Annotated in this window: 19 protein-coding genes, 1 tRNA gene and 1 other RNA gene; 13 read left to right on the top strand and 8 right to left on the bottom strand. The window is 72.1% G+C overall.

Annotated elements, in window-relative coordinates:
- Positions 1-148 precede the first annotated feature (148 nt).
- Positions 149-1,624: an IS21 family transposase gene (gene istA, locus AC060L_RS18730; RefSeq protein ID WP_483799923.1), complete on the top strand. Its 1,476-nt coding sequence runs from the start codon at positions 149-151 to the stop codon at positions 1,622-1,624.
- Between the two features lie 60 nt (positions 1,625-1,684).
- Entirely contained in the window at positions 1,685-2,458 is a 774-nt protein-coding gene (gene istB, locus AC060L_RS18725) for an IS21-like element helper ATPase IstB (RefSeq protein WP_483799922.1), read from the top strand.
- Here istB and AC060L_RS18720 read toward each other — a convergent pair.
- Together AC060L_RS18720 and AC060L_RS18715 are read right to left on the bottom strand one after the other, a co-directional pair.
- Entirely contained in the window at positions 2,367-3,317 is a 951-nt protein-coding gene (locus AC060L_RS18720) for a restriction endonuclease (RefSeq protein WP_483799921.1), read from the bottom strand. The two genes, istB and AC060L_RS18720, sit on opposite strands and share 92 nt — an antisense overlap.
- A gap of 410 nt (positions 3,318-3,727) precedes the next feature.
- Positions 3,728-3,812 (bottom strand) — tRNA-Ser (locus AC060L_RS18715).
- A gap of 154 nt (positions 3,813-3,966) precedes the next feature.
- Between AC060L_RS18715 and ffs the strand changes: the two genes are divergently transcribed.
- From ffs to AC060L_RS18665, 10 genes are all read left to right on the top strand, one after another.
- An RNA gene (ffs, locus tag AC060L_RS18710) (signal recognition particle sRNA small type) lies at positions 3,967-4,057 on the top strand.
- A gap of 77 nt (positions 4,058-4,134) precedes the next feature.
- A complete protein-coding gene (locus AC060L_RS18705; protein WP_483799920.1) occupies positions 4,135-6,450 on the top strand; it encodes a DNA polymerase III subunit gamma and tau in 2,316 nt (771 codons plus the stop codon).
- A 208-nt stretch (positions 6,451-6,658) separates the two neighbouring features.
- Positions 6,659-7,009, top strand: a complete 351-nt coding sequence (locus AC060L_RS18700) for a YbaB/EbfC family nucleoid-associated protein (protein ID WP_483799919.1) — start codon at positions 6,659-6,661, stop codon at positions 7,007-7,009.
- A 157-nt stretch (positions 7,010-7,166) separates the two neighbouring features.
- Complete coding sequence (gene recR / locus AC060L_RS18695; protein WP_483799918.1) at positions 7,167-7,766, top strand: recombination mediator RecR; 600 nt, start codon at positions 7,167-7,169, stop codon at positions 7,764-7,766.
- Positions 7,759-8,385 carry a DUF5063 domain-containing protein gene (locus AC060L_RS18690; protein ID WP_483799917.1) on the top strand — a complete coding sequence of 209 codons (627 nt, stop codon included), beginning with the start codon at positions 7,759-7,761 and terminating at the stop codon, positions 8,383-8,385. The genes recR and AC060L_RS18690 overlap by 8 nt, the downstream gene beginning before the upstream one ends.
- A 368-nt stretch (positions 8,386-8,753) precedes the next feature.
- On the top strand, positions 8,754-10,034 hold the full coding sequence (locus AC060L_RS18685) for an aspartate kinase (protein WP_483799916.1): 1,281 nt from the start codon (positions 8,754-8,756) through the stop codon (positions 10,032-10,034).
- Complete coding sequence (locus AC060L_RS18680; RefSeq protein ID WP_483799915.1) at positions 10,031-11,098, top strand: aspartate-semialdehyde dehydrogenase; 1,068 nt, start codon at positions 10,031-10,033, stop codon at positions 11,096-11,098. The genes AC060L_RS18685 and AC060L_RS18680 overlap by 4 nt, the downstream gene beginning before the upstream one ends.
- Positions 11,099-11,404: 306 nt before the next feature.
- The gene (locus tag AC060L_RS18675; protein WP_483799914.1) at positions 11,405-11,926 is read left to right on the top strand and encodes a SigE family RNA polymerase sigma factor; all 522 of its coding nucleotides are present in this window, start codon (positions 11,405-11,407) and stop codon (positions 11,924-11,926) included.
- A gap of 190 nt (positions 11,927-12,116) precedes the next feature.
- Positions 12,117-13,682, top strand: a complete 1,566-nt coding sequence (locus tag AC060L_RS18670) for a hypothetical protein (RefSeq protein ID WP_483799913.1) — start codon at positions 12,117-12,119, stop codon at positions 13,680-13,682.
- Positions 13,683-13,781: 99 nt separating this feature from the next.
- Entirely contained in the window at positions 13,782-14,591 is an 810-nt protein-coding gene (locus AC060L_RS18665; RefSeq protein WP_483799912.1) for an SURF1 family protein, read from the top strand.
- 60 nt (positions 14,592-14,651) lie between these two features.
- Here the strand turns inward: AC060L_RS18665 and AC060L_RS18660 are convergent, their stop codons facing one another.
- On the bottom strand, positions 14,652-16,463 hold the full coding sequence (locus AC060L_RS18660) for a S9 family peptidase (protein WP_483799911.1): 1,812 nt from the start codon (positions 16,461-16,463) through the stop codon (positions 14,652-14,654).
- Positions 16,464-16,588: 125 nt separating this feature from the next.
- Complete coding sequence (locus tag AC060L_RS18655; RefSeq protein ID WP_483799910.1) at positions 16,589-16,960, bottom strand: nuclear transport factor 2 family protein; 372 nt, start codon at positions 16,958-16,960, stop codon at positions 16,589-16,591.
- Between the two features lie 108 nt (positions 16,961-17,068).
- On the opposite strand from AC060L_RS18655, the gene AC060L_RS18650 reads away from it, so the two are divergent.
- Positions 17,069-19,987 carry an AAA family ATPase gene (locus AC060L_RS18650; protein WP_483799909.1) on the top strand — a complete coding sequence of 973 codons (2,919 nt, stop codon included), beginning with the start codon at positions 17,069-17,071 and terminating at the stop codon, positions 19,985-19,987.
- A 64-nt stretch (positions 19,988-20,051) separates the two neighbouring features.
- Here the strand turns inward: AC060L_RS18650 and AC060L_RS18645 are convergent, their stop codons facing one another.
- The 4 genes from AC060L_RS18645 to AC060L_RS18630 all read right to left on the bottom strand — a co-directional run bounded on the left by AC060L_RS18645 (position 20,052) and on the right by AC060L_RS18630 (position 26,043).
- Complete coding sequence (locus AC060L_RS18645; protein ID WP_483799908.1) at positions 20,052-21,464, bottom strand: family 2B encapsulin nanocompartment shell protein; 1,413 nt, start codon at positions 21,462-21,464, stop codon at positions 20,052-20,054.
- A gap of 250 nt (positions 21,465-21,714) precedes the next feature.
- Positions 21,715-23,898, bottom strand: a complete 2,184-nt coding sequence (locus AC060L_RS18640; protein ID WP_483799907.1) for an MMPL family transporter — start codon at positions 23,896-23,898, stop codon at positions 21,715-21,717.
- A 187-nt stretch (positions 23,899-24,085) separates the two neighbouring features.
- The gene (locus tag AC060L_RS18635; protein WP_483799906.1) at positions 24,086-24,742 is read right to left on the bottom strand and encodes a response regulator; all 657 of its coding nucleotides are present in this window, start codon (positions 24,740-24,742) and stop codon (positions 24,086-24,088) included.
- Complete coding sequence (locus AC060L_RS18630) at positions 24,739-26,043, bottom strand: sensor histidine kinase (protein WP_483799905.1); 1,305 nt, start codon at positions 26,041-26,043, stop codon at positions 24,739-24,741. Before AC060L_RS18630 ends, AC060L_RS18635 begins: the two co-directional genes overlap by 4 nt.
- Between the last annotated feature and the right edge of the window lie 45 nt (positions 26,044-26,088).

The following is a 26,088-nucleotide window of genomic DNA, read 5'->3' as shown; positions in this document are numbered from 1 at the left end:
CCGGAATTCCAGGTGGATGGCCGTCTGACCTGTGGTGTTCCTGATCGCTTCCTTATCGAAGGAGACCCCTCCGTCCGGTTTGCTGGTGTTTGCGAAGCATCAGCGAACCGGTCGGAGAGGTCCTGTGACGAAGTCTGACAGAGAGATCATGGAAATCCTTGAGGCGTACGACCTGACCGGGACGGTCTGGTCGGCGGCGAGCTTGGCGGGGCACGACCCGAAGACGGTCAAGCGGTATGTCGAGGCCCGCGACGGCGGGCGCAATCCTTATGAGCGAGAGCCGCGGCCGAAGATGATCGACGCGTTCCTGGAGAAGGTCGAGGAGTGGGTCGAGCAGTCGAAGGCGACGATCCGCGCCGATGTGGTCCACGAGAAGCTCGTGAAGATGGGCTACCGGGGAAGTGCGCGCTCGACGAGGCGGGCGGTGAACGCGGCGAAGACCGCGTGGAAGACGGGCAAGCGCCGGACGTACCGACCCTGGATTCCCGAGCCGGGCCGGTGGCTGCAGTTCGACTGGGGCGAGGGGCCGCGGATCGGCGGCCGGCGGACCTGGCTGTTCTGCGCGTGGCTGTCCTGGTCGCGGTTCCGGGTCGTGATCCCGGTCTGGGACTGCACGTTGGGCACGCTGGTGGCCTGCCTGGACACCGCGTTGCGGCGGATTGGCGGGGCGCCGACGTATGTACTGACGGACAACGCGAAGACGGTCACCGTCGAGCACATCGCCGGGATCCCGGTACGTCATCCACAGATGGTCGCCGCGGGTCGGCATTACGGCTGCCAGGTGGTCAGTTGCGTGCCCTACGACCCCGAGTCGAAGGGCGGCGCGGAGGCCACGGTCCGTATCGCGAAGGCCGACCTGGTGCCCACGGATGCGAACCTGTTGCCCGCCTACGACTCCTTCGCCGAGCTCACCGATGCCTGCCGCACCTGGTGCGAGCAGGTGAACTCCCGTCGTCACCGGGCGACCGGGCAGATACCCGCGAGCCGCCTGGACGTGGAGCGCACCACCCTGCACGTCCTGCCCATCGAGCCGCTCGCGCTCGCGCTGGGCGAGGAGAGGCTGGTCGGCTCGGACCGCACGATCAGCTTCAACTCGGTGCGCTACTCGACCCCGCCGGGCTATACCGGCGCGAGGGTGTGGTGCCGGGTCGTCGGCGAGGAACTCTCCATCACCGCCCGCACCGAATCCGGGGACCTGTCGGAGATCTGGCGCCACCAGCTGTCCACCCCGGGTGTTCCGCAGATCATCGACGCGCACTATCCCGACCACCCGGACGGCCGCAGCGTTCACCAGCCGCGGCTGCGGCCGCGCTCGGAGGCGGAGATCGCGTTCGTGGGCATCGGGCCCGGGGCCGGGCGCTGGCTCAAGGAGGCCGGACCCGCCGGCGCGATCCGCATCCGCGCCAAGATGGCCCGCGCGGTCGAGCTGGCCACTGTCCTGGGCAACGACAAAGTCGACCAGGCCCTCGGTCTGGCGGCCACGGCCGGGCGCTTCGCCGACGACGACCTGCTCTCGATCCTGGGACACATCGCGGACAGCAAGCCCGCCGGCGAGGTCGTGCGCGCGGACGAGGCCCACTCCGTCCAGAACGGAACCATCGGCTGGCAGGCCCTGGGCCGCTGAGCCAACACGCCGCCCACCACAGCATTCTGACTGCACGTCACCCAAGAGAACGGCACCCCCATGAGCTTTCCCAGCCCGCCCGCCATCCCCGAGGAACTCGACAAACTCATGCGCCGCATGCGCCTGCCCTACATGCGCAAAGCGGCCCCGGACGTCCTGGCCACCGCCCGAGCCCAGCGTTGGGACCCCGCCGAGGTCCTGCGGCTGCTGATAGCCGAGGAGGTCACCGGCCGCGACGCGGCCACCCGGCGCCTTCGCCGCCACTCGGCGAACTTCCCCACCGGCAAAACCCTGGGCTCCTGGCGGGCCGAGGACTCCACCATCCCCGAACCCACCCAGAACTCCCTGATCACCCTGGAGTGGATCGGCCGCGCCGAGAATTTGGTGATCGCCGGCCCGTCGGGGACGGGCAAGAGCCACTTCACCGAGGGCCTGGCCCAGGCCGCGATCGAGAAGGACCTGCGGGTGTCCTGGTTCACCCTGGAGACGCTGAGCGCCGCGATCGGGAAGTCGAAGGTCGACGGGTCCACCGCCCGGACCGTCGCCCGGATCTGCCGCGCGGACCTCATCGTCATCGACGACATCGGCCTGCTGCCGGTCGGCGAGGACGCCGCCGAGGCGTTCTACCGGATCATCGACGCTGCCTACGAACGCCGGTCCATCGCGGTGACCAGCAACATTCACCCCTCAGGCTTCGACACGATCATGCCCAAGACTCTCGCCGGCGCCAGCACCGACCGCCTCATGCACCACGCTCACCTCGTGACCACCACTGGCGACTCACACCGCCTCGCCGAGGCCCTCGCCGGGAAGGGAGTGGTCCCCTTGAACTGACCCCCACCCCAGGAACACCACTGGCCACCCACCTGGGCATCTGATGGCCACCAGCCTGGACACCCAACGGCCACCCACCTGGGCATCTCAATGGCCGTTGACACCCATGGACGCTGATGTACAAGCCGAGCGTGTTCGTTGTCTTGTGCCGTACCTTTTCAACGAAGCTGCCGAGGTAGTGGACCTCAACCGGCTCCTTCAGCCACTTCGCCTCCACGATGTAGACGTCGGAGTCGTAGGTGATGGACCCGTCGATCTGCTCGTACGGCAGGCTGTAGGACAGCCGTGGATCCAGATCGAACAGGCGGAAGAGCTGGTTGAGGAACGGCTCGAACTCCCGCCCGGCCTTCTGGCGATTGGGCTCTGCCTCCAGACGCAGAAACTCGTCCTTCAACTCGGCTAGGCGCTGAGCAAAGCTACGGCGGAGCTCGGTAGCTGCGCGGTGGGTAGCCAAGTCGTTCGTGAAGCGGGCCTCACCCGCGATGAGCCCCCGGTGCCGGTCGACGCAGCTCTTCAGTGCTGCTACTGCCTCCCTGGCTTCCGCGATCAGCGTGTCGGCATCCTCATGTCGCTTCAGCTTAGGGAAGCTCGTCATCTCCGCGACCTCGACCATTAGGTTGATCGCCAACTGGCCGTACAGTCGCTCGTCGGCGTGCAGCCGGTCTACGAACTCCTCGGCGGTCTGCCACTTGTAGCCAGAGAAGTCGAGTCCAGAGAGTAGTGCCGGATGCCCCTTTGACCATCGGCGGATGAAGCTCTCAAGATCATTCTTGTACCAGAAGATGTGTTTGAGGGCGGACTCGAGCGCACCGTATGCGGCCGGACTGATCGGCTTCGTGGACGTTGGCTCGCCTGCCATGTTCCCCCACCTTCTCGCCGCGGGCCGGCTGAGGGCCCGTCACGTCGGCCCGATTATGTTACTTGCCACACAGGTCATCGGTGGGCCTGAGGGACAAACCGCCTCGTGCCTGAAGGTGGATCTACAAGGGCGGGGGAATGTTCGCTCAGGGATTCGCTGGATCCCGGTCCGGGTGTGCGTCTCGGAGCGGCGGAGCGACCCGGTCTCGGCTGGACCAGGTCCGACGACTGACCCAGACGTTGCGTCCGAGGATCGACCGGCAGTGGTTGGTGGCGAGTGGGGCGATCGACCCTATGGCAGCGTCGCTCCGGCGGTCATCGTGGCAACTGCAACCAAAACTGCAACCACGGAACGACGAAGGCCCCGACCGCAGTGCGGTCGGGGCCTTCGTTTGCCCTGGCGGGCAGGTGCGGAGGATACGAGATTCGAACTCGTGAGGGGTTGCCCCCAACACGCTTTCCAAGCGTGCGCCCTAGGCCTCTAGGCGAATCCTCCGTGGGAGAGCTTAGCCCATGTTCAGGGGTGCTCGCGAACCGCTATGTCGCAGGTGGGGGTGGCGGGTGGCCTGCGGATCGGAAGAGGGGGCGGGGTGGGGGTGTGATCGGGGGCGGGGTTCGGAGGTGGGGCCGGGATCCGCTACTCTGGTGCCAGCCCCTCGTGTGGCGTTATCTCTCTGAATCCCCCCAGGGCCGGAAGGCAGCAAGGGTAGGAGGGCTCTGGCGGGTGCACGAGGGGTCCTTGCGTTTTCTGGGGCGGCGGGGGGCCGGATCCGGGCAGGGCGACGCGTTTGTCGGTCTGTCCCGATATCGTCGGTGGCGTGTCCCTAGCCCTGTACCGCCGCTATCGCCCCGAGACTTTCGCCGAGGTCATCGGGCAGGAGCACGTGACCGCTCCGCTCCAGCAGGCCCTGCGCAACAACAGGGTCAACCATGCGTACCTGTTCAGTGGCCCGCGTGGCTGCGGGAAGACGACGAGCGCGCGGATCCTGGCCCGTTGTCTCAACTGTGAGCAGGGGCCGACGCCGACGCCGTGCGGGGAGTGCCAGTCCTGCCGGGACCTGGCGACCGGCGGGCCGGGGTCGATCGACGTGATCGAGATCGACGCCGCTTCGCACGGTGGTGTGGACGACGCGCGAGAGCTGCGCGAGCGGGCGTTCTTCGCGCCGGTGCACAGCCGGTACAAGATCTTCATTCTGGACGAGGCGCACATGGTGACCTCGGCCGGCTTCAACGCGCTGCTCAAGGTGGTGGAGGAGCCGCCGGAGCATCTCAAGTTCATCTTCGCGACCACCGAGCCGGAGAAGGTGATCGGGACGATCCGGTCCCGGACCCACCACTACCCGTTCCGGCTGGTGCCGCCGGGGACGCTGCGGGACTACCTCGCCGAGGTGTGCGGGCGCGAGGGGATCCAGGTCGAGGACTCGGTCTTCCCGCTGGTGGTCCGGGCCGGCGCCGGGTCGGTGCGTGACTCGATGTCGGTGATGGACCAGCTGCTGGCCGGTGCCGCCGAGGGCGGTGTGACGTACCAGATGGCCACCGCGCTGCTCGGGTACACGGACTCGGCGCTGCTGGACGAGGTGGTGGACGCGTTCGCGGTGCGCGACGGGGCGACGGTCTTCCAGGTGGTCGACCGGGTGGTCGAGGGCGGGCACGATCCGCGGCGGTTCGTGACGGACCTGCTGGAGCGGCTGCGCGACCTGGTGATCCTGGGGACCGTGCCGGAGGCCGGGGAGAAGGGCCTGATCGACGCGCCGGCCGACCGGATCGCCATCATGCAGGCGCAGGCCGACCGGTTCGGGCCGGGTGAGCTCAGCCGGGCCGCCGACATCGCGAACACCGGGCTGACCGAGATGCGCGGGAACGCGGCGCCGCGCCTCCAGCTGGAGCTGATCTGCGCCCGGGTGATGCTGCCCGGCGCTTATTCGGACGAGCTGTCGCTGATGGCGCGGATGGAGAAGCTGGAGCGCCAGGCGGCGGCCGGCGGAATGGTGGCAGGGGCAGGAGGGGCAGGAGGGGCAGGAGGGGCGCTGGGAGGAGCGGTAGGCGGCTCGGCGGCCGGGCAGGTGTCGGGCGCTCAGCTGACGGCTCAGCAGGTGCAGCAGGTCCAGGTGCAGCAGGTCCAGCAGGCGATGCCGCCGGTTCAGGAGCAGGCTCCGGCGGCTCCCGCCCCGGTGGCTCCGGCTCCCGCGCCCGGTGCGCCTGCGCCTGGGGCCTGGCCGATCGCCCGGAGCTTCTCGCCTCAGGGGGAGGCGCCCGCGCCGGTGCCCGCAGCGCAGCCCGTTCAGCCTGCCCAGCCCGTTCAGCCGGCGGCTGCCGCACCGGTTGCCGCGCCCGTGCAGCAGCCCGCCGCCCGACCGGCGGCCGGGCAGCCGTCGGCGGCGGCGCAGCAGGGGGCGGCGCAGGTCCGCCAGCTGTGGCCGCAGATTCTGGAGGCGGTGAAGAACCGCCGCCGCTTCACCTGGATCCTGCTCAGCCAGAACGGGCAGGTCGCCGGGTTCGACGGCAGCACCCTGCAGGTCTCGTTCATCAACGCCGGCGCCCGCGACAGCTTCGTCAGCAGCAACAGCGACGACGTGCTGCGCCAGGCGCTCACTGACGCGCTGAACGTGGACTGGCGGGTCGAGTGCATCGTCGATCCGTCCGGCGGCACGCAGCCGCCGCAGGCGGGCGGGGGCGGCGGAGGTGGCTGGAGCAACGGGCCGCAGGCCCCGCGCCCGGCAGCGGGGCCTGCGGCACCGGCGGCAACGGCCACGGCGGTCGGCGGGTTCGGTGGCGGCAACGCGGCTCCGCAGGCGCCGGCGGCCCAGGCGGCCCCCATGGCTCAGGCGGTGCCCCCGGTGCAGAGCGCGCCCCCGGCCCAGCCGGCAGCCGCACCGGTGACGACACCGGCGCCCGCGCCCGCACAGACCTCCGCGCCCGCGTCCGCGCCCGCCGGGCAGGCGGGCGCCGGGGCCAGGCCGGCGGCGCCGTCGTCGTCGTCGCAGGACGAGTACCCGGACGATTTCCCGCCCGAGTTCTCGCCCGACGAGGACCCGGGGATCGGCGCACCCGCCGTGCCGGCCTTCTCCGGCGAGGAGCTGATCATGCGCGAGCTCGGCGCGACCGTACTGGAGGAGATCCAGCACGGCCGCTGACGCGACCCACGCCGCCGACCGGGAGCGGGAAGCAGAAGCAGAAGCAGAAGCAGAACAGGCCGGCAGCAGGCAGGCGCGCCCACCGGCCGCCGGAAGACGTAGGCTCGGCTCGACGTAGTCGAAGGTCCCTGACCGACGACGACCGACGACGCAGCGTGATGTGAATCACGCACCATGACGTGCCGACGTACTCAGGCAGGAGTGAACCGTGTTCCCTGGTGGTGGCCAGCCCAACATGCAGCAGCTGCTCAAGCAGGCGCAGAAGATGCAGCAGGACCTCGCCCAGGCTCAGGAGGAGCTGGCTGCCGCCCGGGTGACCGGTACGGCGGGCGGCGGCCTGGTCGAGGCGACGGTGACCGGCAGTGGCGAACTCACCGCGCTGACCATCTCCCCGGCGGCCGTGGACCCGGAGGACACCGAGACGCTGGCCGACCTGGTGCTGGCAGCCGTCCGCGACGCCAACGCCGCCGCGCAGAAGCTCCAGGCCGAGCGGATGGGCCCGCTGACGCAGGGCCTCGGCGGCATGGGCGGCGGCGGCATCCCGGGCCTGCCGTTCTGAGAACGTCCTTCTGAGAACGTCCTGAGGAAGTCCCCAGGACATCCTGGGATATGTCGAAGATCTGACATATGAGCCAGATTGGGCGCCGGACGGTGTGTCCGGCGCCCGAATCGTTGGATGATGGCACCGGCGGTACCTCCGGAAAGAAGGCAGAGCGTTGTACGAGGGCGTAGTCCAGGACCTGATCGACGAGCTGGGCAGGCTGCCCGGCGTCGGGCCCAAGAGCGCGCAGCGGATCGCCTTCCACATCCTGCAGTCCGACCCGGTGGACGTCCGCCGGCTGGCGCACGCGCTGCTGGAGGTCAAGGAGAAGGTCCGCTTCTGCGCCGTCTGCGGCAACGTGGCCGAGTCGGAGCGGTGCCGGGTCTGCCTGGACCCGCGGCGCGACCTGACGGTGATCTGCGTGGTCGAGGAGCCCAAGGACGTGGTGGCGATCGAGCGGACCCGCGAGTTCCGCGGCCGCTACCACGTGCTCGGCGGCGCGATCAGCCCGATCGAGGGGGTCGGCCCGGACGACCTGCGGATCCGCGAGCTGCTGGGGCGGCTGGCCGACGGCACTGTCGGCGAGCTGATCCTTGCCACAGACCCCAATCTGGAGGGGGAGGCGACCGCGACCTACCTGGCCCGGCTCTGCAAGCCGATGGGCCTGAAGGTGACTCGACTGGCGAGCGGACTGCCCGTCGGCGGGGACTTGGAGTACGCCGACGAGGTCACCCTCGGCCGGGCCTTCGAAGGGAGACGACTGCTCGATGTCTGACCACCACACCTCAGAACCTGACGATTTCGCGGTGCAGATCGCGGACTCGGTGAAGAGCTTCGTGCTCGCGGTGACCGAGATCGCCAAGGGGGACGAGCCGGGCAGCGCCGTCTCACTGCTCCTGCTGGAGGTCTCCCAGCTCCTGCTGGCCGGCGGCCGGCTCGGTGCGATCGAGGACGTGCTGCCGGAGGACCGGTTCGAGCCGGACACCGGGCCGGAGCCGGACGGCGTGGATCTGCGCGAGCGGCTCGCCGAGCTGCTCGCGCCGATCGACGTCTACCACGAGGTCTTCGACCCGTACGGTCCGCCGGCGATGCCGAACGCGTTCCGGATCTCGGACGACCTGGCCGGTGTCGTGAGCGAACTGCGGCACGGACTGACCCACTACGACGAGGGCCGGATCAGCGAGGCGCTCTGGTGGTTCCAGTTCTCCTACCTCTCGTCCTGGGGATCGACCTGCACGGCGGTACTGCGCGCGCTGCAGTCGCTGATCGCGCACGTGCGCCTGGACAGCCCGCTCGGCGCGGTGCCGGACACCGACACCGACGACGACGGGCTGACGGACGAGCAGTTGGAGCAGCAGGCCGGCGACCTGATGGCCGCCGAGCTCGGGATCTGAACCGAATCACCGCCCGCGGCGAACAGCCGCCGCAGCAGCTCACCGAGCCGCTGCGGCGGCTGTTCGCCGTTCCGCGCGAAAAATCTCCAAAAAATCTTCCCCGGCAAATCCGCAGTTCACCCACCCGCCCCCGCGAAATTCTTTCGACCCCCACCCAGGCCCCCCGAAGAGTCGCCGGTCGAGCCCCTTCCAAGCTGCTCACCCAATGAAACGCGAGTCTCATCATATGGATTATGGCTGTCGTCAGGCCCCCGCTCGGTAGACTGGCCGGCGATCGCAGTACCCCGTCAAAAAACATCTGGGGGACCGGACCGCGCCACCCCGCGCCGGCCCACAACCCCCGAGAACGACTTAGTCGAGGAGCGCACGTGGGCCTTGTCGTGCAGAAGTACGGCGGCTCATCCGTTGCGGATGCCGAGGGCATCAAGCGCGTGGCCCGTCGAATCGTTGACACCAAGAAGGCCGGCCATGAGGTCGTCGTCGTGGTGTCCGCGATGGGCGACACGACGGACGAGCTGATCGAACTCGCCGAGCAGGTATCCCCGATTCCGGCCGGCCGCGAGTTCGACATGCTGCTGACCGCTGGAGAGCGGATCTCCATGGCCCTGCTGGCGATGGCGATCAAATCGCTGGGCCACGAGGCCCAGTCCTTCACCGGCAGCCAGGCCGGTGTGATCACCGACCAGGTCCACAACAAGGCCCGGATCATCGATGTCACGCCGGGCCGGATCCGCTCCGCGCTCGACCAGGGCAACATCGCGATCGTGGCCGGCTTCCAGGGCGTCTCGCAGGTGTCCAAGGACATCACCACGCTCGGTCGCGGCGGCTCCGACACCACCGCGGTGGCGCTGGCGGCCGCGCTGAAGGCCGAGGTCTGCGAGATCTACACCGACGTGGACGGCGTCTTCACCGCCGACCCGCGGGTGGTGAAGAAGGCCCGCAAGATCGACTGGATCGCCTACGAGGACATGCTGGAGCTCGCGTCCTCCGGTTCCAAGGTGCTGCTGGACCGCTGTGTGGAGTATGCGCGGCGCTACAACATCCCGATCCACGTACGATCGTCCTTCTCCGGACTGCCGGGGACCATCGTCAGCAACAGCAACCCGACCAAGCCCGAAGGGGGCGAGATGGAGCAGGCCATCATCTCCGGAGTCGCCCACGACACGTCCGAGGCCAAGGTCACGGTCGTCGGCGTCCCCGACAAGCCCGGCGAGGCGGCCCGGATCTTCCGCGCGATCGCCGACGCCGAGGTCAACATCGACATGGTGGTGCAGAACGTCTCCGCCGCCTCCACCGGTCTGACCGACATCTCCTTCACGCTGCCGAAGACCGAGGGCCAGAAGGCCATCGACGCGCTCGGCCGGGTGAAAGAGGGCATCGGCTACGAGTCGCTGCGCTACGACGACGCCATCGGCAAGATCTCCCTGGTCGGCGCGGGCATGCGGTCCAACCCGGGCGTCACCGCGACGTTCTTCGAGGCGCTCTCCGAGGCCGGCGTCAACATCGAGCTGATCTCCACCTCGGAGATCCGGATCTCGGTCGTGACCCGCGCCGAGGACGTCCCGGAGGCGGTGCGCGCCGTGCACACCGCGTTCGGCCTCGACAGCGACACCGACGAGGCGGTCGTCTACGGCGGGACCGGACGATGAGCGCGGCCGAGCAGACCCGCCGGCCGAACCTCGCGGTGGTCGGTGCCACCGGTGCGGTCGGCGCGGTGCTGCTCGGCATCCTCTCCTCGCGCCAGGACGTCTGGGGCGAGATCCGGCTGATCGCCTCCGCACGCTCGGCCGGCCGCCGGCTGAGCGTGCGCGGGCGCGAGGTGCCGGTCGTCGCGCTGAGCGAGGAGGCCTTCGACGGGATCGACGTCGCGATGTTCGACGTCCCGGACGAGGTCGCCGCGCAGTGGGCGCCGATCGCGGCGGCCAAGGGCACGGTCGTGATCGACAACTCGGGCGCGTTCCGGATGGACGAGGACGTGCCGCTGGTCGTCCCCGAGGTCAACGCGGCGGCGGTGCGGATCCGCCCGCGCGGGATCGTCGCCAATCCGAACTGCACGGTGCTGTCGATGATCGTCGCGCTCGGCGCGCTGCACTCGGAGTTCGGGCTCCAGGAGCTCGTGGTCGCCTCCTACCAGGCGGCGTCCGGCGCCGGGCGGGCCGGAATCGACGCGCTGCGCGAGCAGACGGCGAAGGTGGCCGGCACGGCCGTCGGCGAGCAGCCCGGCGACCTGCGCGCGCTGATCGGCGACACCGGCCCGTTCCCGGTGCCGCTGGTGCTGAACGCGGTGCCGTGGGCCGGATCGCTCGGGGAGGACGGCTGGTCCTCCGAGGAGCTCAAGGTCCGCGACGAGAGCCGCAAGATCCTCGGGCTGGCGCACCTCAAGGTCTCCGCGACCTGCGTGCGGATCCCGGTGGTCACCACGCACTCGCTGGCCGTGCACGCGGTCTTCGAGCGCGAGGTCACCCAGGAGCGGGCGCAGCTGATACTGGCCGAGGCGCCCGGCGTGGTGCTCTACGACGATCCGGCGGCGGGCGAGTTCCCGACGCCGAACGACGTGGTCGGCACCGACCCCACCTGGGTCGGCCGGGTGCGCCGCTCGATCGACGACCCGACCGCGCTCGATCTCTTCCTCTGCGGCGACAACCTGCGCAAGGGGGCCGCCCTGAACACCGCTCAGATCGGCGAGCTGGTCGCGGCGGAACTGACGAGCTGACGAGCTGACGAGCCGGCTCTCCCGAAGCCCCTGTTGCTGACAAATTGTCAGCAATAGGGGCTTCGGTCTGTCCCGATCCCGCCGGGGGCCATGCACCCATTCCGGTGGAGCCGATTCCGGTCCGTGCGGAAGAATGTCCGCCAGGCGGGGCAACCCTGAGGGGGGATCGAGTGTCCAACGGGCGTGACAGACCTGGTAGTGGTGGGGGCGGTGTACCGGCCGCAGAGTCCGGCCCGGCAGGGGTGGGAGCAGCAGGGCCGGGCAGGCAGGGCGCCGGTTGTGCTGCCGGAACCGGCTGAGCCGGAGATGACCACGGCCGCCACCGACACGGCGGGTGCCAGTGTCGACCTGCTCACCGAGACCTACCAGGCGCACTACCGCTCCCTGCTGCGGCTTGCGGCGCTGCTGCTGGACGACCAGTCCTCCTGTGAGGACGTGGTCCAGGAGGCGTTCATCCGGGTGCACTCGGCCCGCCGCCGGGTCCGCGAGCCGGAGAAGATCCTGGCGTACCTGCGGCAGACCGTGGTCAACCTCTCCCGAAGCACGCTGCGCCGGCGGATCCTGGGGCTGCGACTGCTGCCGAAGCCGATGCCTGACATGGCCAGTGCAGAAGAGGGCGCCTACGATGCTCTCGAGCGCGATCAGCTGAAGACGGCTTTAAAGGCGTTGCAGCGGCGACAGCGGGAGGTTCTGGTGCTGCGCTACTACGCCGACATGACGGAGGCTCAGGTCGCCGAGGTGCTGGGCGTCTCGGTGGGTGCGGTGAAGGCGTACGGCTCGCGCGGGCTGGCGGCGCTGCGTGCGCTGATGGGGAACGGTCTTGACTGAGGGTCAGTGCGGCCGCACGGCGAGGGAGGCCGTCGCGGCCGCGCGGTGGCGGGGGCGCTGGTGGGGGCAGTCGCGCCGTTCGGGCCCCTGGAAGCAGACGAGGGCGCGCGTTGGGGCGCAAGCGCGGGCACAGGCACGGGCGCAAGCAGGGTCGCAGGTTCGGGTGCAGGCAGGGTCGGGGGGAACGGGGATGTCGGGGGAGCAGCGCGGCGTGCGGCGTGGCGGCTGGCTGGCCAAGGGGGTGAGAACGGCCTCCGGGGCTGCCGGGGCTGCCGGGGCTGCCGGACCGGTCGAACCGGAGCCCAGCTGGGGTGACGAGCAGGCACTGCGCGCGCTGCTGCACCGCGCGGTGGACGGCGTGCAGCCGGCGCCGGACGCGCTGCGCCGGATCCGCCGCGCGGTGCCGGCCCGGCGGGCCCGCTACCGGCAGGCCTGGACCGGTGCGGTGCTGATCGCAGTGGTCAGCGCGGCCGCCGTGCCGACCCTGAACGGCCTCGGCGGCCTCCAGCTCTCGGACGGTTCGGCGCCCGGCTCCGGCGGCACCCGGACGCCCACCGAGGCGGCCGCGCCGTCCGGGACGCCGTCCCACCACGGCACCGCACCGGTCCTCCCGCTGCCGTGGCCCACCGGCACCGCCACCTGGACCGCGAGCGCCGGGCCGAGCGGCGCCGCGCCGAGCAGCACCGGCTCCGCCGCAGCCGGCCCGCCCGCCGCCTCGGCCGGCGCGGCCTCCGCTGTGGCGAGCACGCTCGGCAGCGTCCCGCCGGCCGGCCCCACGGACCTCGGCGCGCCTGCCGCCGCGAGCAGCGCGCCGGACTGCCTGCGCGGCGACCTGGCCCGTGGCGGCGCCACGGTCGGCTCGCCGGACGGCAGCGGCCGCCGCTACGGGGCGTTCACGGTGGCCAACATCTCCGGGCACCCGTGCGTGCTGGCCGATCCGGGGACGGTCACCGGCACGCTGGGCGGGACGGCCGGGCAGGTCCGGGTGGTCCCGTACGCGGTCGGCGACCCCGTCGGTGGGCTGCCCGACCCGGCCACGCTGAGCTCCCACCTGCTGCTCGGACCGAACGCGAGCTACCGGCTCCCGTTCGCCTGGGTGCCGGACGCGGTCTGCTCGACGAACGCGGGGAGCGCGGGCACCGGCAGCACCGGAACCACAGGGAGCACCGGAACCACGGCGAGCACGGGGAACGCGGCGGCTGCGGGCAGCGCCGGTGCGAGCGGCAGCGGCGGGCCGGCCGGCCGAACGCTGAGCCCCGCGAACACCGTGAGCCCGGCCGGAAGCGGCGCGGCCACCCCGGCGGACGAGCCGAGCACGAAAGCCGACGGCTCGGGCCGGCTGGTCCCCGGTGGCCCGATGCTCGCCAACGGCTCGGCGGCCACGCCCGGCGCGGGCAGCGACGACTCCAACGGGAGCCAGAGCCCGAGCCCGAGCGCGGGGCCGAGCAGCGGTTCGACCGGCTCGACCGGGACGACGGGTTCGACCGGCTCGACCGGTACCCGGAGCGGCGGGCAGGCCGGCGCCGGAGACGGCACCGGCACGCCGAGCGGTAGCAGCAGCGGCGGCAGCGGTAGCAGCAGCACGCCGCCCGCCTCGCCGAGTGCCTCCGCGACCCCGTCCGCCCCGGCCCCGCCGGGTGCGCTGACCGTCGCCCACCGGCCGCTCGGCATCGAGCCGGACGCGGCAACCGCGGTGATCCCGGGCGTCTGCGGCGGCGGCATCCTCTACCGCTCCAACCCGCAGGCCGCGCAGTAACCGGGTGACTCAGCCCCCTTCGCCGGTGCTCCGCGCCCCGGTGGAGCCGGGCGTCACCCCCGGTGCGGGGGCTGAGGGGAGGCTGGTTACCGTGGCAGTGTGTACCGATTCCTCCTCACCCCGCGCTGGCTCGGCGGGACCGTGCTCGCGGTGGCCGCCATCCTGCTGTGCTTCTGGCTGGGCTCCTGGCAGCTGGGGCGCTTCGAGGACCGGGTGGGCGGACAGCACAACGCGGCCGCGCACCCGAAGCAGTCCGCGCCGGCCACCGTCGGTACGGCCGACGCGCTGGACACCGTGCTGCCGGGCCCGGCAGCCGTCGTCACCACGGGCACCGTGGGCCACCCGGTGACCGCCACCGGCAGCTACGACGTCGCGCACCAGCTGCTGGTGCCGAACCGGCAGCTGGACGGCAAGCAGGGCTACTACGTGCTCACCCCGCTGCGCACCGCGAGCGGCCGGGCCGTCGCCGTGGTCCGCGGCTGGATCGCCGGCAATCCCGCGAGCAGCCAGGCCGGCGCGCAGGTACCCGCGCCGCCGGCCGGCCAGGTCGCGGTGGCGGGCCGGTTGCAGGCGCCGGAGAGCGCCGACACCTCCGGCGCGGTGGCCGGCGGCCTGCCGGCCGGGCAGCTCGGCATGATCAGCCCGGCCACCCTGGTCAACCTGCTGCCGTACCCCACGTATGACGGCTGGGTGGCCGCCGATGACGTCTCCGCCGGGCTGACGGCCGTGCCGACCGCGCAGCCGTCCGGCGGCGACGGTCTGACCGCCCGCGCGTTCCAGAACCTCGGCTACACGCTGGAGTGGTTCGTCTTCGCGGGCTTCGTCGGTTTCATGTGGTTCCGGCTGGCCCGCCGCGAGGCCGAGGCCGCGCAGGACCGGGCCCTCGGCCTGGACCCGGTCCTGGAGTAGCACTGCCCGAGGCGGCACCGCCCGGCACGACACGAGGTCACCCGGGCGGTGCCGGCGCTCTCACATCTTCAGGTGCCGCCGGACGAAGTCGATCTCCAGCCGCAGCTGCTTGATTCGCTCCTCCACCACCAGCGAGCCGTGCCCCGCGTCGTACCGGTACACCTCGTGCGGCGTGCCGAGCTCCGCGAGCCGTGCCACGTAGTTCTCGATCTGCCGGATCGGGCAGCGCGGGTCGTTCAGCCCGGCGCTGAGGTAGACCGGCACCTTCACCTGCTCGACGTAGGTCAGCGGCGAGGAGGCCCGCCAGCGCTCCGGCACCTCCTCCGGTGTGCCGCCGAAGAGCGTGCGGTCCAGCGACTTGAGCGCCTCCATCTCGTCGCCGTACGCGGTCAGGTAGTCGGCGACCGGCACGGCGGCCACGCCGAGTGACCAGGCGTCCGGCTGGGTGCCGAGGCCGAGCAGCGTCAGGTAGCCACCCCAGGAGCCGCCGGCCAGCACCAGCCGCTCGGGGTCGGCCAGCCCGGAGTCGACCGCCCAGCCGCGCACCGCGCCGATGTCCTCCAGCTCGATCAGGCCGATCCGCTCGGTCAGCGCGTCCGTCCAGGCCTGGCCGTAGCCGGTGGAGCCGCGGTAGTTGACCCGCACCACCGCGAAGCCGTGGTCCAGCCAGGCCGCCGGGCCCGCCGCGAACGAGTCGCTGTCGTGGTGGGTCGGCCCGCCGTGCAGCTCGAAGACGGTCGGGAACGGGCCCTGCCCGGCGGGGCGCTGCACCAGCGCGTGCACCCGCCCGCCCGGTCCGTCCACCCAGACGTCCTCGACCGGCACCGAGCCCGGCGGCACCGCGCCCGGTGCCCGCAGCACCACGCCGCCGGCCGTGGAGCGCACGGCCGAGGGCTCGGCGGCGGACGACCAGAGGAACTCCACCGTGCCGTCCGGCCGGGCCGTCGCACCGGCGACGGTGCCGCGCGGCGTGTCCAGCCGGGTCAGCCGGCCGGTGGCCAGCTCGTAGCAGTACAGCTCGCTACGGGCCTCGAACTCGTGCTCGACCAGCAGGGCCTCGGCGCCCGGACGCCACTGTGCGGAGACGTCGCCGGGCAGCGAGCGGCCGTCCTCGGTGCGCAGCACCAGCTCGGTCTCCCGACCGGTCAGCGGGTCCCAGAGCATCGGCTCCCAGCGGTTGCGGCGCTGGTGGGCGACCAGCAGCCGGCTGTCCCCGGGGACCGGGGCGAAGCCCAGGCAGGCCAGCCCGCGCGGCTGTTCCCGGCCGGTCACCTCGTCCAGCTCGGCGACCGTGGAGCCGTCGCTGGTGCGGACCACCCGGATCGCGGTGTGCATCGCGTCGCCGTGCTCGGTGTGGTCGATCGCCAGCAGCGCGCAGTCGTGCGACAGGTCGCCGACGCCGCCGTACTCCTCGTGCCGGTAGAGCTCGACCGGCGCGGTGGCGCCGGGACGCAGCACGTGCAGTGTGGTGCCGTCCTCGTCGGTGGAGCGGCCGACCACCACGGTGCCGTCCCGGCCGAGCGCCAGGCCTGCTTCGTAGGACGGCTCCAGGCCGGGCACGGCCGGCTCGTCCGGACCGCCGGCGAACGGCTGCCGGCGCCAGACGCCGAACTCGTCGCCGTCGGTGTCGTCGAACCACCAGACCCAGGCGCCGTCGGGGGAGAGCGCCGCGTCGGTGGTGCCGTTCTGGCGGTCGGTGACCTGCCGGTGCGTGTCAGCGGACCGGTCCCAGGCGTAGATCTCGTACTTCCCGGTCGTGTTGGAGATGTACAGCGACCGGTCGGGGGCGTCGTCCGCCCAGTCAGGAAGGGACACCCGCGCCGCCCGGAACCGCTGCTCCCAGGCGGGCACGTCGTTCTTCTCGCTACTCATCCAAGTCACTCTGGCACGGATACCCCCTGGTCCGGCAATGGGGTCTCACCAGGGAGACCTCATCGCCGGACGGCGCTGCGCCGGCACGGCCGGTGCGGGGGTCGGGGCGTCCGCTCAGAGCCCGCTCAGAGCCCGCTCGGCACCCGGTCGAGGAAGCCGTGGACGGCGGCGATCCGGCCCTCCGCGTCCGCCACCAGGACGTCGAAGCCGACCACCAGCGCCGCCGCGCCGGCCGGGCCGAGGTCCCAGGTGAAGCGGGCCAGGTTGTGGTGGGCGTCGATGCCGCCCGCGCCGAGCGTGAAGGCCAGGCCGGGGAACTGGCCCTGGACGGCGGCCACGGTCGCGTCGAAGGCGTCCCGGCCGACGACCTCGACCAGCGGGTCGGTGTACGGCGCGTCCTCGGCCCAGACCTGGTCGATCAGCTTGCGGCGCGCGTCGGCGTCGGTCTCGTTCCAGATCGCCAGGTACTGCTCGACCAGGTTCTGAATGTTCGTCATGTTCTTTCTCCCTCTGGTGATTTGCTCTTTCGTTCCGGTCCTTGCAGGTCACAAAGCTAGGCGCCGCCCGGCCGGGGCGAATCGGTCACGCATAGGTAGGGTCAACCCATGCTGTACGGGAGGGCACAGGAGCAGAGGATCATCGACGCGCTGCTGGACGGAGCGCTGCCGGACGACGCGCCGGGGGAAGGCGCACAGGGGGAGGGCGCACGGGGGAAAGAAGCGCGGGGCAAAGAAGCGCGGGGCCAAGACGAGCGGGGCAAAGACGCACAGGGGCGCGGGGGGAGTGCCGGCCGCGCTCGCCGCGACGGCCGCAGCGGTGTGCTGGTGCTGCGCGGCGAGCCGGGGATCGGGAAGAGCTCGCTGCTGGAGTACGCCGCCGAACGGGCCGGCGCGAGCGCCCGGGTGCTGCGGGCGACCGGCGTCGAGACGGAGGCCGATCTGCCGTTCGCCGGGCTCAACCTGCTGCTGGCGCCGGCCCTGGACCGGCTGTCCGCCCTGCCCGGGCCGCAACGGCTCGCGCTGGAGGGGGCGTTCGGCCTCGCGCAGGTGAGCAGGGCGGACGGCGGACGCCCGGATCGCTTGCTGACCGGCCTGGCCACGCTCGGGCTGCTGGCCGAACTCGCCACCGAGCGGCCGCTGCTCTGCCTGGTGGACGACGCGCAGTGGCTCGACCGCTCCTCGGCCGACGCGCTGCTGCTCGCCGCCCGGCGGCTGGACCGTGAGGGCGTCGTGCTGCTGTTCGCCGCCCGCGACGGCGAGGGCTCGTTCGCCGCCTCCGGCCTGCCCGAGCTGCCGTTGAGCGGGCTGGAGCCGTCCGCCGCGGCCGAGTTGCTCGCCGCCCGGGCGGACGGCCCGGTCGATGCCGGGCAGCGCTACCGGCTGCTCGCCGAGGCGCAGGGGAACCCGCTCGCGCTGACCGAGCTGAGCTCCGAGCTGACAGCCGAGCCGGCCGGAGCCGTCGGCGAGGTGGCGCTGTCGAACCGGTTGCTGCTGGCCTTCCGTGGTCAGGTGGGCCGACTGCCCGACGCCGCTCAGACGCTGCTGCTGGTGGCCGCCGCCGAGGAGAGCGGCGACCCGGCGACGGTGCTCCGTGCGGCCGAGCAACTCGGCGCAGGATCAGAGCAGTTGGCGCCGACCGAGGCGTCCGGCCTGCTGCGGCGCACGCCGGACGGCCGCTGCGTGCTGCGCCACCCGCTGCTGCGCGCCGCGCTGCTGCAACAGGCGCTCCCCGAGCGGCTGGCGGCGGTTCACCAGGCGCTCGGCCGGGTGCTCAACGCGCAGGGCGAGGCGGATCGCGGCAGTTGGCATCTCGCGCTGGCGGCCAGTGGCCCGGATGCCGAGCTCGCCACGGCGCTGGAGCGTGCCGCGCAGCGCGCCGGGGCACGCGGCGGCCACGCGGGCGCGGCCGCGGCGTACGAGCGCGCTGCCCGGCTGAGCCCCGATGCCGAGGCCGCCACCCGCCGGCTGACGCTGGCCGCCGAAGCGGCGCTGGACGCGGCCGAGGCGGACCGGGCCCAGGCACTCGCGCTGCGGGCCGCCGAGCGGGCCGGGGAGTTGTCCGGTGAGCGTCTCCCGGCCTCCGGCCCGCGGGACCCCCAGCTGCGCGCCGTGCTGGACTGGGTGCGCGCCACCGCGAAGTTCTGGCAGGGCGACTACCCGCAGGCGCACGATCTGCTGCTGTCGGCCGCCGGTGGCGCGATCGACCCGCCGTCCGTCGCCCGGCTGCTGCTCCAGGCCTTTCACACCGCCTGGTACCTGGGCGAACAGCAGGTCGGCGAGGTGCTGGACCGGCTGGCGGAGCTCGCATTGCCGCCCGCGGACCCGACCGCCCCGCTGGTCGCGCAGCTGCTCGCCTCGGCCGGACCGGCCTTCGGCCGCCCGTGGACGGGCGAGCCGCAGCCGCTGCTGGAGAGCGCCGAGCAGGCCCGCCGGGCGGGCGCGGACAGCCCGCGCGACCTGGTCCAGCTCTGCGGCGCCGGGCTGGTTCCGGGCCGGGACGCCGAGACGCACCGGCTCGCCGGTTCGCTGATCGCCGAGGCCCGGTCGGTCGGTGCGGTGGGCCCGCTGCCGACGCTGCTCTTCTTCCTCGCCGAGACCGAGCTGTTCCACGGCCGGCACCGGGACGCCGAGCTCTCCACCGCCGAGGGCCTGGCGCTGGCCAGGGACAGTGGACAGCCCCAGTGGGTCAGCCAACTGAGTGCGCTCGACGCCTACTTGGCAGCGCTCAGGGGGGATTCCGCGATGGTCGAGCTGCGGGCCGAGCAGGCGCTGGCCGACTGCGCCTCGGCCTGGGGATCCGCGGCCGCCGGCACCTCGTGGACCCAGTGGGCGCTGGCGATGCACGATCTCGGGCAGGGGCGGGCGGCTGAGGTGGTGGACCGGCTGGAGGCGCACACCGCCGGGCGCTACCGGCACCACGTCTCCTCGATCCGGACGGTGCCCGACCTGGTGGAGGCGGCAGTCCGGATCGGCCGCCCCGACCGCGCCGAGGCAGCGGTCGAGCGGTTCGGCACCTGGTCCGTCCGGATCGGTTCGCCGGACTGGGTCCGCGCGCTGCTGCTGCGCTGCCAGGCGTTGCTCGGGCCGGCCGAGTTGGCCGAGTCCGGCTATCTGGCCGCGATCGCCCTGCAGGAGGGCATCGACCGGCCGTTCGAACTGGCCCGCACCACCCTGCTGTTCGGCGAGTGGCTGCGCCGCGGCAAGCGCAAGAACGAGGCCCGGGCCCGGCTGCGCGGCGCGTTGGAGATCTTCGAGCGCCTCGGCGCCGTCCCGTGGGCCGACCGGGCCCGCACCGAGCTCGCCGCGGCGGGCGCGGCCGCGCCCAGCGCCGCCCCGGCCGGCCCGCTGGCCGGGCTGACCCCGCAGGAGGAGCAGATCGCCCGGCTCGCGGCCCGTGGGCTGTCCAACCGCGAGATAGCCGCGCAGCTCTTCCTCAGCCCCCGCACGGTCGGCCACCACCTCTACAAGGCCTATCCGAAGCTGGGCATCGCCGCCCGCGGCGAACTCGCCCAGCTGATCGGCTGATCCGGCCCGGTCGGCTGACCACGCATCAGCCGACCGGACCGTCGCCCGCCTGACGCGGCACTGCTCAGTCGCGCGGCCGGGCGACCTCCACGTTCTCCAGGATCCCCAGCGCGTCCGGCACCAGCACCGCGGCCGAGTAGTACGCGCTCACCAGGTAGGAGATCACGGCCTTCTCGTTGATGCCCATGAACCGCACGTTCAGGCCGGGCTGGTACTCGTCGGGGATCCCGGTCTGGTGCAGGCCGACCACGCCCTCGTTGTCCTCGCCGGTGCGCATCGCGATGATCGAGCTGGTGTGGCCGTCCAGCACCGGGATCTTGCCGCAGGAGAAGATCGGCACCCCGCGCCAGTTCAGCGCCCGGTGGCCGCCGGGCAGTTCGGTGCTGTCGAGGTAGACGCCGCGCGCGCTGCACTCCCGGCCGAAGGCGGCGATCGCCTTCGGGTGGGCGAAGATCAGGTCGGTGTCGCGCCGCATGCTGAGCAGCTCGTCCAGGTCGTCCGGGGTGGGCGGGCCGGAGTGGGTCTGGATCCGCTGGTCGTAGTCGGCGTTGTGCAGCAGCCCGAAGTCGCGGTTGTTGACCAGCTCGTGCTCCTGGCGCTCGCGCAGCGCCTCGATGGTCAGCCGCAGCTGCTGCTCGATCTGGTTCATCGGCTGGTTGTAGAGGTCGGCGACCCGGCTGTGCACCTGGAGCACGGTCTGCGCGACGCTCAACTCGTACTCACGCGGCGCGAGTTCGTAGTCCACGAAGGTGCCCGGCAGCTCGAACTCGCCCTCGTGCCCGGCGGCCAGCTCGATCTCGGCCTCGCCGTGCGGGTTCTGCGACTGCTGCGAGTCGGAGATGAACTGCATGATCTGCGCGCGCAGTGCCTCCGAGCGGTCGGCCAGCTCCTGGAACGCGGGCCAGGGCAGCGCGAGCAGCGTGCCGGCGGTGGCGGCCTTCACGGCGTACGGCCAGGCGGCCTCGGCCTCGGTGAGCGCCTCGTCGCCGAGGTGGTCGCCGTCGGCCAGTACGCCGACCACGGCGCTCTCGCCGTACTTGCCGGTGCCGATCTTGTTGACCTTGCCGTGCGCGACCAGCAGCACCTGGTCCATCGGCTGCCCGGCCTCGGCCAGCACCTCGCCGGCGCTGAAGTCGCGCTGGGTGAAGCGCTCGGCCAGCTGCTCCAGCAGCGCATCCTCCGCCAGCCCGCGCAGCAGCGGCACCTCGCGCAGCGTCGGTGCCAGCACCCGGACGTCGGAGCCGGTGCGGACGAAGCCGACCCGGCCGCGGCCGACGGCGTAACTCAGTCGGCGGTTGACCCGGTACGTGCCACCGGAGACCTGCACCCAGGGCAGCAGCCGCTGCACCCAGCGCGAGCTGATCCCCTGCATCTGCGGTGCCGACTTGGTGGTCGTGGCCAGGTTCCGCGCCGCCGCGGTGCTCAGGCTGAGCTGTCCCTGCCGGTCCGTCTGCTCGGGGGTCGCTTCGATGGTCATCGTGCTGCCTTTCGCATTGCCGATCAGCCGTCAGAGCGCGTTCCGCAGGCAACAGCCGGATCACACTCCGTACTCCGTCACCGATCAAAGCCGACGGCGGATCGACGTTCAATGGCGCGCGGTCGTACCCGCAGGCGTGCCGTTCCCCGCACGCCCCAGGAGTGCACGCGTTTCATCTGAACGAGTAAGTGCCCTGTGGTTTAAGTTGACTGACACAGCGTCATTCACTGCAGTGTCATTCACCGCAAAGTCAGTCACCCTCGACGTTGAGTCTCGGCAGCACCCGGTCCAGCCAGCGCGGCACCCACCAGGCGCGCGCGCCGAGCAGCGTGAGCACCGCCGGGACCAGCAGCAGTCGCACCACTGTCGCGTCCACCAGCACGCTGACGGCCAGGCCCAGGCCGAGCATCTTGATCACGATGTTGTCGTTGAGGATGAACGCGGCGAAGACGCTCACCATGATCAACGCGGCGCACCCGATCACCCGCGCGGTGATCTCCAGCCCGTGCGCGACGCTGCCGCGGCTGTCCCCGGTGCGCAGCCACGTCTCGTGCACCCGGGAGAGCAGGAAGACCTCGTAGTCCATGCTCAGTCCGAAGACGATCGCGAACATCATCATCGGCACGTAGCTCTCGATCGGCACCTTGCCCGACACGCCGAGCGCCGGCCCGCCCCAGCCCCACTGGAAGACGGCCACCACCACGCCGTACGAGGCGCTGATCGACAGCAGGTTGAGCACCGCCGCCTTCACGGCCACCAGCAGGCCGCGGAAGACCACCAGGATGATCAGGAAGGCCAGGCCGACCACCACCGCGATGATCAGCGGCAGCCGCTTGCCGACCAGCTCCAGGAAGTCCAGCTGCGCGGCGGTGGTCCCGGTCAGGTAGCTCTTCGCAGCGGTGCCGGCGGTCCCGGCGGGCAGCGTGGTCTCCCGCAGGTGGTTGAAGAGGTTCGTGGTGACGGCGTCCTGCGGCCGGCCGGTGGAGATCGCGGTGGCGATCAGCACCTGGCCGTCCTGGGTGGGCTGCAACGGGCTGATGCTGGCCGCACCGGGGACGCCGGTGAGCGCGTGCTGCAGGTTGGTGGCGAGCGTGGCACGGTCGGCCGACGGCACGGCGCTCTGGTCCACCACGATGGTCAGCGGGCCGTTGGCGCCCGGGCCGAAGCCCTCGGTGATCAGGTCGAAGGCGCGCCGGTCGGTGAAGCTCGTCGGGTCGGCGCCGTCGTCGATGTGGCCGAGCCGGATCGAGAAGAGCGGGATCGCCAGCACCGCGATCACTGCCAGGCCGCCCGCCAGGAACCACCACGGGCGGCGCTCGACCCGCTGCGCGTAGCGGTGCCAGAAGCCCGTCGGCGACCCGTCGGCCGCCACCTGCGCGGTGCCCTCGGCCACCGGCGTGCGCAGGTGCCACCGGTCGATCCGGCGGCCGATCAGGCCGAGCAGCGCCGGGACCAGCGTGATCGCACCGATTACCGCCGTCGCCACGGTCACCGTCGCGGCGACCCCGAGCTTGCCGATGAAGCTCACCCGCGACACGGTCAGCCCGAGCAGAGCGATCGCCACCGTGCAGCCCGAGACGATCACCGCCCGCCCGCTGGTGGCGACCGAGCGCCCGGCCGCCGTGGCCGGGTCCACCCCGTCCATCAGCAGCTGGCGGTGCCGGGTGATCAGGAAGAGCGCGTAGTCGATGCCGACGCCGAGCCCGATCATGGTCGCCAGCGTCGGCGACACGGTGGCGAACGTGAAGGCGATCGCCAGCAGGCTCAGGCAGCTCAGTCCGACGATCACCCCGATCAGCGCGGTGACCAGCGGAAGTCCCGCGGCGACCACGCTGCCGAAACCGACCAGCAGCACCACCACGGCGACCGCGAAGCCGATCGCCTCGCTGGTGAGGTCCTTGGCGTGCGGCCGCGCCAGCTCGCCGAGCGGCCCGCCGTACTCCACCTCGACGCCCGCGGCCCGCAGCGGCGCGACCGCGGCGTCCACGCCGTTCAGATAGTCGGTGCCGTACGTCGTCGGGTTGTTCTCGAACTTGATCGTCAGGTACCCGATCGTGCCGTCCGCCGAGATCGCGCCGGTCGGCGGCGCCCCGGGCGGGGGTAGCGGGTTCTGCACCGACAGCACGTGCGGCAACTGCTGCAACGCGCTGGTGGCCTGCCCCACCTGCCCGGAGACCCCGCTCAGCGGCCCCGCCGGATCCTTCAGCACGATCTGCGCGCCGGTGCCCCCCGAGCTCGGCGCATGCGCCGCGAGCACCTCCTGCCCGGTGTGCGACTGGACGCCGGGCAGTGAGAAGTCGTCCGAGTACGTGCCGCCGAAGGCGTTCTGCAGCCCGTGCAGCGCACCGAGCGCGAGCAGCCAGCCGACCAGCACCACCACCCACCGTCGTGCGCACCAACTGCCGAGCCGCTCCAGGCCACCGGGGGTCGGCATGTGCCCTCCTGTTGTGCTGACAAGCTGACAATGGGTCTGATCGACGCTAGGTCGTCCCGCCCCACTGCCACCCGCACGACATACGGCCAAACAGGTAGGAGCCACCCTGCCGGGCACATCGTGTGACGGCGGCACCCCCAAATTCCGTTGATGCGCCGTCGCCGGCTGAGGGCGAGTCAGCCGGTGCTCATCGCGGCACCGACACCAGGCCCGTCTCGTAGGCGATGATGACGAGCTGGACCCGGTCGCGGGCGTCCAGTTTGGCGAGCAGCCGCGTCACGTGGGTCTTGACGGTCGCCACGCTGATGAACAGGTCGGTGGCGATCTCGGTGTTGGACAGGCCCCGCCCGACCAGGGTGAGGATCTCGCGTTCCCGTCCGGTGATGCCCTCGACCGGCCTCGGCGGCGGGGTGGGTTCGGGCCGGCCGGCGAACTCCCGGATCAGGCGGCGGGTGACGCCGGGCGCGATCAGCGCGTCACCGGCGGCCACCACGCGGACGGCCGCGAGGATCTCCTCCAGCGCCATGTCCTTGACGAGGAACCCGCTGGCGCCGGAGCGCAGCGCGGCGTAGACGTGGTCGTCGTCGTCGAAGGTGGTCAGCACCAGGACGCGTGCGCTGCTGCAGCCGGCGGTGATCAGCCGGGTGGCCTCGATGCCGTCCATGCCGGGCATCCGGATGTCCATCAGGACGACGTCGGGGAGCAGCTCCTCGGTCAGCCGCACGGCCTGCGTGCCGGTTTCGGCCTCGCCGACCACCTCGATGTCGGGGCTGGCGAGGGCGGCCATCCGCAGCGCGGCGCGAATCAGCTGCTGGTCGTCGGCGAGGACGATGCGCACCGTCATCGGAGTGCTGCCGCTGTCGGGAGGCGGGTCGGCAGCGGGAGGCGGGCCGTGACGCAGAACCCGCCCTCGGGGCGCGGCGCGGCGGAGAACTGCCCGTGCAGCAGGGCCGCCCGCTCGCGCATCCCGACCAGGCCGTAGCCGCCGCCCGTGGTGGTCCCCTGGCCGGGGCCGTGGCCAGGACCAGCGCCGAGGCCGGGCCCTGGGCCACTGTCGATGACCTCGATGGCCAGCTCCTCCGCCCGGCAGTCGATGAACACCTGGCAGGAGCCGGCACCTGCGTGCCGGACCACGTTACTGACCGACTCCTGGATGATGCGGAAGGCCGACAGGTCGATCTCCGGCGGCAGCGGACGCCGCTCGCCCCGCCACCGCACATCGACCCGGACGCCGGCGGCCGTCGTCGTCGCGGCCAACCGCTCGACGTCCGCCAGACCCGGCGTCGGTGCCAGTGGCGTCGGCGTCGGGTCCGCCGACCGGCCGGGCTCGGTCTGGCGGAGCGCCCCGAGCACCCGGCGCAGTCCGGACAGTGTCTCCCGCCCGGTGCTCTCTATGGCGCCCAGCGCGTCCCGGGCCGCCGCCGGTTCGACGTCGATGACCATGCGTGCGGCGCCCGCCTGGAGGGCCATGACGCCGACGCTGTGCGCGACCATGTCGTGGAGCTCGCGCGAGATCCGGAGCCGTTCACTGGTGACCGCCTGGGCCGCGGCCCGGGTGCCCAGGTCAGCGGCGTAGTCACGGGCCTGACGCGTCGAATGGCCGATCAGCCAGGCGACGACGACCGTGAGGGCGGCGGCCGGCGCCGACGAGGCGCCGAGGGAGGCGCCGAGGGAGTGGCCGAGGGTGTGGCCGGGGGTGTGACCGGACAGCAGCCGTGCGCTCAGGTAGCCGACCGGCGTACCGAGCGCCATGACGGCGGCGGCGATCGAGGTCCGGCGCGGCTGCCCGGCCGCGATGACGCACAGGGCGACATCGACGGCCGCGAACAGTGGCGGCGGTATCTGCGCCATGCCCAGCGCCATCGAGGCGGTGACCGAACCCGCGAGCAGCAGGCCGAAGGCCGGCAGCCACCTGCGGCGCACCAGACCGCAGCCGGCCAGGGTCATGGCGGTGGCCGCCGCCATGACCGCCCAGTCCACGTCCGAGCCGCTCGCACCGGGCCTGGGCACGGCGATCGGCCGCGCCGCACCGGGCAGCCTGGTGTACCTGACGTACAGGTACACCACGACCGAGCACCAGGTCAGGGCCGTCCAGGCGCCGGCCGGCACGCGCTTCAGCAGGGGAAGGCTCGGCGTGGCGTACATGGGCCGATCGTAGCCACGTGCTCGCCGACGCCGCGTCAGACCACG

This window comes from Kitasatospora sp. NEAU-69 (assembly GCF_057158765.1).
This window is presented reverse-complemented; position numbering and strand designations above follow the sequence as displayed.